Origin of the sequence: Thiothrix lacustris DSM 21227, assembly GCF_000621325.1 — a bacterium.
Taxonomy (GTDB): domain Bacteria; phylum Pseudomonadota; class Gammaproteobacteria; order Thiotrichales; family Thiotrichaceae; genus Thiothrix; species Thiothrix lacustris.
The window spans coordinates 59,282-67,598 of record NZ_JHYQ01000024.1; the positions used below are offsets into that span (position 1 = coordinate 59,282).

8 protein-coding genes are annotated in these 8,317 nt (G+C 49.2%); 1 reads left to right on the plus strand and 7 read right to left on the minus strand.

Features of this window, described 5'->3' with window-relative positions; translation table 11 throughout:
* Positions 1-78 precede the first annotated feature (78 nt).
* From Q394_RS20240 to Q394_RS22465, 7 genes are all read right to left on the minus strand, one after another.
* Entirely contained in the window at positions 79-1,170 is a 1,092-nt protein-coding gene (locus Q394_RS20240; RefSeq protein ID WP_084260460.1) for a trypsin-like serine peptidase, read from the minus strand.
* Positions 1,171-1,334: 164 nt separating this feature from the next.
* A complete protein-coding gene (locus Q394_RS21555) occupies positions 1,335-2,861 on the minus strand; it encodes a tetratricopeptide repeat protein (protein WP_051543404.1) in 1,527 nt (508 codons plus the stop codon).
* 151 nt (positions 2,862-3,012) lie between these two features.
* Positions 3,013-4,260: a GGDEF domain-containing protein gene (locus Q394_RS21560; RefSeq protein WP_051543406.1), complete on the minus strand. Its 1,248-nt coding sequence runs from the start codon at positions 4,258-4,260 to the stop codon at positions 3,013-3,015.
* A gap of 146 nt (positions 4,261-4,406) precedes the next feature.
* Entirely contained in the window at positions 4,407-5,534 is a 1,128-nt protein-coding gene (locus tag Q394_RS0112555) for an aminotransferase class V-fold PLP-dependent enzyme (RefSeq protein ID WP_028489581.1), read from the minus strand.
* Positions 5,535-5,538: 4 nt separating this feature from the next.
* Positions 5,539-6,516, minus strand: a complete 978-nt coding sequence (gene egtD, locus Q394_RS0112560; RefSeq protein WP_028489582.1) for an L-histidine N(alpha)-methyltransferase — start codon at positions 6,514-6,516, stop codon at positions 5,539-5,541.
* On the minus strand, positions 6,513-7,739 hold the full coding sequence (gene egtB, locus Q394_RS0112565; RefSeq protein ID WP_051543408.1) for an ergothioneine biosynthesis protein EgtB: 1,227 nt from the start codon (positions 7,737-7,739) through the stop codon (positions 6,513-6,515). The genes egtD and egtB overlap by 4 nt, the downstream gene beginning before the upstream one ends.
* A 94-nt stretch (positions 7,740-7,833) precedes the next feature.
* Positions 7,834-7,977, minus strand: a complete 144-nt coding sequence (locus Q394_RS22465; RefSeq protein ID WP_156946866.1) for a hypothetical protein — start codon at positions 7,975-7,977, stop codon at positions 7,834-7,836.
* 54 nt (positions 7,978-8,031) lie between these two features.
* On the opposite strand from Q394_RS22465, the gene Q394_RS0112570 reads away from it, so the two are divergent.
* Positions 8,032-8,317, plus strand: a 286-nt coding sequence (locus tag Q394_RS0112570) for a MerR family DNA-binding transcriptional regulator (protein WP_038140689.1), incomplete at its 3' end; no start/stop codon positions are given.

Sequence of the window (8,317 nt, forward strand, 5' to 3'; positions counted from 1 at the left end):
CCAGCGTTATACATTAAAAAGCAAGGCGGGCATTGTAACGCGCCGCCTTGCTGGATTCACCTACCGATGCGGGTATGTTTACGGCAATGCTTTGACCGCAGTGATTAGGTCAAAAACATTTTGGGAAATACGTGGCCCTGAGTTGGCGTTGGGGGATAAAATGCTTTCACCATTGGTATGAATGCCGATAGCCCATGCGGTTTCACCATTCTTAACCCACACAGGTGAGCCGCTCATGCCGCCGATGGTGTCGTTGTCGTAATACAGTTTGGATGCAGTGGAGTTCGAGACTGTTCCTTGACTGCCCCATTGCTGTGTACCGCTGGCTTTATCGCCGGGATAACCATTGATGGTAATGGCCGTATTATCGACTGGGTTAGCAACAAAATAACTGAAGTACCCTGTTGAGTTGCCTACTTCGCAATTTAATTTGATGATACCAATATCGGAGTCACTATCTGCTGAGCTTATCCAGCCTGAAGAAGAATACAGCTCTTTGGGGGTGCAAAATCCATAAGGGGCATTGCCATCAGAAAACCCAGGATAGATTTTGAAAGCACTTAGCGTGCCCCATAGCCCGTTACTTCCTCCGCCATGCACGCAATGTCCAGCGGTTACTAAGGTGTCTTTGCTGACTAGCCATCCGGTGCAATGGCTATTATTGTTATAGGTGATTAGGGCAACAGCCCGTTCTGGATACGTGTTGGGAGGGTTTATTTGGTAGCGTGTATCAAAGCCTAGTATGGATTCTTGAATAATCCGTGCGGTAGGCATGGTGGAAATTTTCATGGCAGCTAGTTCGGCCTCACTGGGAGGTGTCATATCGGCGCCATTAGATTCAGTATTGGTTGTTGAGCCGGTTGACCCGAAGGATAGCGAGCTATTTTGTTGAATAGTGCTGGAGTCAGTCACTTGTCCACTGCTGGAGACAAGGCTATATTGTGTATTGGTAGAGGCGGCTAGAACTGTACTGTTTGTGGCTGGTGTTGCTGTTGATGCGCTGTCTATTGTGCTGGCAGCTACAACTGTTGTATTGGCTGCTGAGGTATCTTGTTGTGTGCTGTCTACAGAACTGCTACTGCTATTACATCCCACAAGAGAAAAGGTTGCGATTAATATTACTGTTGCTGCCCGAGTCCTTAACATCTGGGCTTGCGAAATCCTATTCATAAGAAAAATGTCCCCGCCATTCAGCGTTAGATAAGCTAAATTGATTTATAAGCTTCTTATCGTAATTAATTAAATCAATTTTTTTGAATTATCATTAGTTTATCTAATGGTTATTGTCGTGATAATTATTTAATATGATTTTTTTGACCAATTAAATTTAAATATTAGGTGATTCCTGCCATTTTTTTTATTTCTTTCAGAGTATCACGTATTGGTTTCAATGTGTTATGTGAAAAAATTGAGCGATTATCAATGTTGCTGTTGTCTAGCAGTAGGGGGGAATGATCTAGTAATTCTTTGAGTTCTTGCCGACTACGCTCAAGTTGACCCAGTTTAAAGTAACTGATGCAGCGAGCCATTTCTCCCCAATAGCCAAAGTGTTGTATGCGTTCTGCTCGCGTGAGTGCTTCTTGATAATTACCTGAGTTAAACGCATGTATAAAAGGTAGCACGTGATACCAGTCAGGTTGGGGGAACGGAATTTGCATCAGTGAATGAATAATTTGTATTCCCTGTTCTGCTTCATCGATTAGATAAAGTCCGAAGCCGTAAAGGTACTCAATAGATGTGTCAAATGGATTGAGTTTTCTTGCGACTTCCAGTTCTGCTCTGCATAGCTCACTGTCTCCGAGGAAGTAGCGATTATGGGCGAAAATGGAGTGTGCTTCAGCATTCTCAGAGTCAAGTTGCATGGCTTTGCGGGCTGCATAGGTCCATTTTGCTTCTAAATGGTTAATCAGGTGATATTGCAATACATGGTCATAACCACATAATCGCGCAAAAATCACCAATGCTTTGTCATCATTTGGGAAGTGTTTCAGGCGTTGCTGACAGGTATTCAATGCTGTGCAGAAGCTATCTTGGGTAATATTGTGCAGAAATGCGATGTAGTGCACTAACGACCCATGTTGAGAGGCCAAAGGCGTCGTCAAACTTAATTGGTATTGTGCCCAGTGATAGATAATCTTGCCGGAGTGAAGGGCAACTGTATTGGCTGCTATGTGTAAATACATGGCATTGAGATCAGTTTTACTGGGAGCGGCGGGAAGATGTAGTGTGTTGGCATACACTAGCTCATCACTGGGAGCATGGGTTAATAGCAAAAAGAGTTCGATGCCATCAGGAACTGACTGAATATCGAGTGTTAATACGTAATCTGTGTTGTGCTTTTGTGTGACTAGGCGAATATTGCGGAAATGACTTAGCGTAAGTAATAGACCACTGTGCAAACGGTGACAAAGCGGGGCTGTCATTTGCTGTTGCGGATCAAGAATGTTACAGGATAAGAATAATTTAGGACCTTCAGTGAAAGGGGGGACTAACTCATGGGTTAATGGTGTTGTGGTGTTGCTAGAACATTTACCCGGTAGGAAATCTATTTGATACTTACCTTTGGGCATGACAATGATGACCGCGCTCATATTGTTGGGGTCTGCGTAATGCTCTTTTAGCAATTTGCGCAGCCGACCGGCTTCAATACGCACCAAAGGATTATAGGTCGGGGAGAAGTCTGCTGATTTCCCCAGCGCTTGAGTGGCAATTTTTTGCTGGTTTAGCTCAGAACCGCGCCCTGCTAATGTTTCATAGACAGCGTATTGTAGAAAAGTTTTAATCACCTTTCTAGAGCGGAAACGTGAACTGGTAAGGATGGCGTTTAACTCATCAATAATCGATTCTTTATTAATATTCATGCAGCACAGCCATTACCCATAGTTCTTATGATTCTACTAAAAAGAAGAATCCTACTTTATATCATGTTTTTCCATGATAAAAATCCTATTTTCGTCACTCAGTGTGAACTTTTTGTCACAAAATGTAACAGCTGTGATGGATGATATTTATTTATGCGGCATGAGTGGCTGCTATAGAAGGAGTGGTGAGTTGTATAATACCTTCACCGCAGTTTTCCTTAGCAATCTGATTACGGCCGTTACGCTTGGCGCGATAAAGCGCCCGATCTGCCGCATTAAGTAACATGGCGGGATAGATAACCATTGTTTCCGGCACGTTATGAGGTTCATAGGGAGCATTAGGCGTGCAGCTGGATACGCCGATACTTACCGTGACAATACGAGGGATAGCGCCATCAGAGTGAGGTACACGTTGAGCTTCTACACTTTTACGAACCCGTTCTGCGAGTAAAGCAGCATCTTCCGGGGTGGTATCGGGTAATAAAATAACAAATTCTTCACCACCATGGCGTGCTACTACATCAGATGCTCTGCGAGCGACAGCCTTGATGCATTGGGCAATAATTTGTAGGCATTGGTCACCTGCTTGATGTCCATGGCGATCGTTGTAGCGCTTAAAGTGGTCAACATCGATCATTAACAGTGATAAAGGTTTGCTTTCGCGGGCAGCACGTCGCCATTCCGTTTTAAAAGTGCTATCGAAATAACGCCGATTGGAAATTTGTGTCACGGGATCTGTATGTGCTTGTTCCTGAACTTGTATTTGTGCTTTGTGAAGATCATTCAGCAAGCTGGTAATAGAGCGAGAAGCCATCGCTAATAGTACACCTAGCAACACTGTTGCTAATGCCAAGGTTTGCTGGACATAAGCACCTAGCAATAGCAGATTTAGAATGATAGGCAATAGGACAGCACCAATTTGAACATATAAAGCGAAGCTAGATAATGCCAAAACGGGTATGGCGGCAACAATGGCTCCCGCTAGTAAAAGTACATGCACGGCTTGGGTAATAGGTTCTGATGAAAATAAAATAAATCCTGATACGCCCCATAGTGCGCTTATTAATGTCGAATAAATTAGATAACGTTGCCCAAAAGCTTGTAATTCTTCGGGTGAGTAATGTTGTGAGGGTAAAAAGTTTTGCCCGTATAGCCAACGGGTGACATTCATGGCGAATATCGAACCATACCAAACCAATAGTAACAGCAGGTTGTTATCCTGCTCTGTCCAGCGCAGTAGAATAAACAGGCTAGCAGCAAAGATATTTCCCCAAAACCAAGTGGAGCCGTGGCGGGATAAAAAGGTAATTTGCCCATGAAGGATCATGGGTGAGCTGTACAAAGATGAACTGGTTTTTTTCTTATTCATTGTCATTAAGTCTTTCTTGGTTGCAACCATCAAATTACTTCGCCTTGGCATGACGCCCCTGTCGAGGCCAAGTCTGAATATAGTGCATCCTGTTGGGGATTGCGCTAGCTAGGTTGATTTTATATCGAGCAATAATAGATTTTTTTTATAATAAATAGCAAGCTCAAAAAGTGTCCTCATGATGCTAGTGTTTGCAAAACTTTGTCCAGATGCGCGAATGGCGTGTAAAAATGTGGTGACAGCCGCACACCACCACCACGGAGTGCACAAAATACTCCGTTATCCTGTAAGTGTTTGAACAGTGCTTCATTCGTCAGGGTACGTGAACGGAAGGTCAGCATCCCTGAGCGCCTTTCCGGGCGGGTATCACTGAGGATTTCAATGTCGGGTAGCGTCGCCAGCCCATCCAGCAGGTACTGTATGCGTGCGGAAAGTTGCGCCCACACTTCATCCATTCCTGCTTCCAACAAGACCCCAAGGCTGGCGTGCAGGGCGTGAATCCCCAGCATGTTCGGGCTGCCGCACTCAAAGCGCCGCGCATCAACCGCCGGTTGGAAGGTTTCCATGCTGTAATCACTGAGCCCTTCGGCCATGTGCCAGCCATATTGGGTCAGGTTGAGTTGCGCTTGCACCTCGCGGCGCACGTAGAACAGCGCCAAGCCTTCCGCCCCCAGCATCCATTTATGCCCGTCTGCGACGACAAAATCGGCTTGCACGTGTTGCGCATCAAACGGGATGGCACCGAGTTGCTGGATCGCATCCACGCAAAACAGGATGCCATTGGCGCGGCAAAATTCACCGACTTTCTGCAAATCCATGCGCAAGCCGTTGGTGTATTGCACCGCGCTAATGCTGAGCAAACGGGTGCGCGAGTCGCACAGCGCCAGCAAGGCTTGTTCAGGGTCAGCGGCGTGTTCGGTCAAATCCAGTTGGCGAAATTCCACGCCTTTGCTGGCCAGCGATTGCCACACAAAACGGTTGGAGGGGAATTCCTGACGGATGCCGACCACATTATCCCCGGCTTGCCAGTCCAGCCCGTAGGCGACGAACGACAAGCCTTCCGAGGTGTTTTTTACCAAGGCAATATCACCTGCTGCGGGGGCGTTGAGCAGTTGGCGGGCTTGTTCGCGCAGGGCTTGTTCCACCGTCAGCCAGTGTGGGTAATGCAGTGAGCCTTGAGTGGCATTTTCCATGGCAAAGCCTTTTACAGCATCTGCGGTTACCTGTGGCCACGGTGCAATTGCTGCATGGTTGAGGTATAGGCAGTGACTGATTGATGGAAAGAGGCTGTCAGGGCTTGGCATAGGTTCAGGCTCGCACGGTGCAGTAGTAAAGTCCGAACAGATTAGCAGGATCTGTCCAATGTTGCTCGCACGTAAACCCGGCGGCGCTTGCCAGCGCGATGAATTCTGCTGGATGGTATTTGTAGGAGTTTTCGGTGTGGATACGCTCGCCTTCACGAAAAGAGAAGGTTTTGCCAGCGACTTGCACCCGTTGCGCGGTCAGGCTGGTGAGGTGCATTTCAATCCGACCCATAGCTTCGTTATAGCAGGCGTAATGTGCAAACTGGTTCAGGTCAAAGTTGCCGCCCAGCTCGTTATTGATGCGTACCAACAGGTTGAGGTTGAAGTCAGCGGTGACGCCAGCGGCATCGTTATAAGCCGTTTCCAGCACGGCCTTGTCCTTTTTGCGGTCAACCCCGATCAGCAAGCCGCCACCTTTGCCAACCAGTTGCGCAATGTGGAACAGGAAATGTTGCGCTTCCGGCAGATCAAAGTTGCCCAGACTGGAACCGGGAATGAACACCACCCGGCGGCCTTGCGGCACGTGCTGCGGCAACTTGAGTTCACGGGTAAAGTCGAGGCAAGCGGCATGGATATGTAACCACGGAAACGTTTCACCCAGCGCTGCGCTTGACTGGCGCAAGAAATCGCCGGAAATATCCATCGGTACATAGGCTGCCGGGCGCAGCGCATCCAGCAGCAATTGCACTTTTTCACAACTGCCGCTGCCTGGTTCGATCAACACGGACTCTGCGCCGATCAAGGTGGCAATTTCGGGCGCATAGTCGCGGTATAACTGCTTTTCTACGTGTGGCACGTAATATTCGGGTTGTTCCAGAATGGCTTCAAACAACTGCGAACCGCGTTCGTCGTAGAAGAATTTAGGCGGAATCTGCTTGTGTTCATGAGCCAGCCCGTGCAGCACGGCGTGGCGGAAACTTTCCAGTTCCGGCTGATAATCGTGAAAACTCACGTTGGTGGTGTTGGGGCAAGTAGCGTTCATACGTCCTCCGCAAGACGAATGCCGCTGAACTGCCAGCGGTCATGGGGGTAAAAAAAGTTTCGGTAGGTGGGGCGAATATGGTCAGGCGGGGTAATGCACGCGCCGCCGCGCAGCACCCATTGGTTGCACATGAATTTGCCGTTGTATTCGCCCATGCTGCCTTCCAGCGGCTGGAAACGTGGGTAGGCGGTGTAGGGCGAGGCTGTCCATTCCCACAGTGAGCCGTAGTGTTGCCCGCTGCCTGCTTGGGGGTGGAAGGTGTTGCTGTCGGTGAAATGTCCCTGAGGTGGCAATTCACGCAGTTGGTGTTCGAGTTCCGCTTCCAGTGGCAAACGTTTGCCCGCCCAGCGGGCGAAGGCATCGGCTTCGTAATAGCTGGTGTGCGCGACGGGTGCGTTGGGGTTGAGTGGCGCGAAACCGTGTAGGGTAAATTCGTGCCACACGCCATCGCGTTTTTCCCAATACAGCGGCGCTTGCCAGCCGTGCTGCTTGATGTAATACCAGCCATCTGCGAGCCACAAATCGGCGCGTTGGTAGCCGCCATCTTCGATGAAGGCGCGGTATTCGGCATTAGTAGTTAGGCGTGAGGCAAGGCGGTGCGGTTCCAGCCAGACTTTGTGCTGGGGGCGTTCGTTGTCGTAGGCGAAACTGGCGGCGTCGAAGCCGCTGTCGATTAAGCCGCCTTCGCGTGTTTCCCATGTCAGCGGGATAGCGTCTTGTTCGGGTAAGGGTTTGGGCAGGTAAATCGGGCGTAGTGGGTTACGCCAGAAATTGTGCTTAATGTCCATGTACAGCAATTCTTGATGTTGCTGTTCGTGGTGCAAGCCTAGCGTGATCCGTGCGGCAATCTCAGGCCACTGGCTGGCATCGGCGTGGGTGATCAGATCGGCGATGCGTTCATCAATGGCGGTGCGGTAGGCGTAGACTTCTTCCACGGTGGGGCGTGACATCAAGCCACGTTCGCCACGAGGCTGCATCGAGCCAACCGTTTGATAATACGAGTTGAACAGGTAGTTGTAATCCGGGTGGAAGGCTTGGTAATCCTTCACAAAGGCTTGCAACAGGAAGGTTTCAAAAAACCACGTTACATGCCCCAGATGCCATTTGGGTGGGCTGGTTTCGACAATGCTTTGCAGTTGGTAATCGTCACGCGCCAGCGGTGCACAAATGGCGGCACTGGTGTGGCGGATGCGTTGGTATTCTTGCAGTAATGCAGCAGTCATTCGATATTCCTTGATCGTTTGGTGCTTTGTAATACGTTTCGGGCTTGAAGGCAGTTGTACGCCATGATTGTGGGGTATTTATGTGATGGTCTGGTTACGGGTGGCGCAGGGCTGTGGCGACGTGTTGCGCGGCTGCGAGGGTATCGGCGTAGAGGATGGCGCGGCGGTCAAGGGTTGTCGTATCCGGCACAACCGTCACGCCTTGTGTTGCTGCCCGTTCGGCGTAGTTGGCTGGCAAGGGGTTTGAACAGTTCGATTAAAATCTAATTAAATCTACTCTATACTAATCAATATGAATAGATTAGTCCCGATCAGTGAAGCCTCAAAACTCCTTGGTGTGTCAGTTCCCACCCTGCGCCGCTGGGAAGCGGAAGGTCGGTTAATCCCAGAACACACCTCCGGTAACCACCGCCGTTACGATATGTTGAAACTCAAGCCGGAGCTATTCCGTGCCACAGAAGATAGCCGTAAGACGCTTGCCTACGCCCGCGTATCCAGCCACGACCAAAAAGACGATTTGGAACGCCAAAAGCAAGTGCTGGAACTCTATTGTGCCCAACAGGGCTGGACGTTCGAGC

Bases quoted from the DNA above. Each gene is read 5' to 3' on its own strand.
- Q394_RS20240 (WP_084260460.1), bottom strand. From the start codon at position 1,170: ATGAATAGGATTTCGCAAGCCCAGATGTTAAGGACTCGGGCAGCAACA.
- Q394_RS21555 (WP_051543404.1), bottom strand. From the start codon at position 2,861: ATGAATATTAATAAAGAATCGATTATTGATGAGTTAAACGCCATCCTT.
- Q394_RS21560 (WP_051543406.1), bottom strand. From the start codon at position 4,260: ATGGTTGCAACCAAGAAAGACTTAATGACAATGAATAAGAAAAAAACC.
- Q394_RS0112555 (WP_028489581.1), bottom strand. From the start codon at position 5,534: ATGCCAAGCCCTGACAGCCTCTTTCCATCAATCAGTCACTGCCTATAC.
- egtD (WP_028489582.1), bottom strand. From the start codon at position 6,516: ATGAACGCTACTTGCCCCAACACCACCAACGTGAGTTTTCACGATTAT.
- egtB (WP_051543408.1), bottom strand. From the start codon at position 7,739: ATGACTGCTGCATTACTGCAAGAATACCAACGCATCCGCCACACCAGT.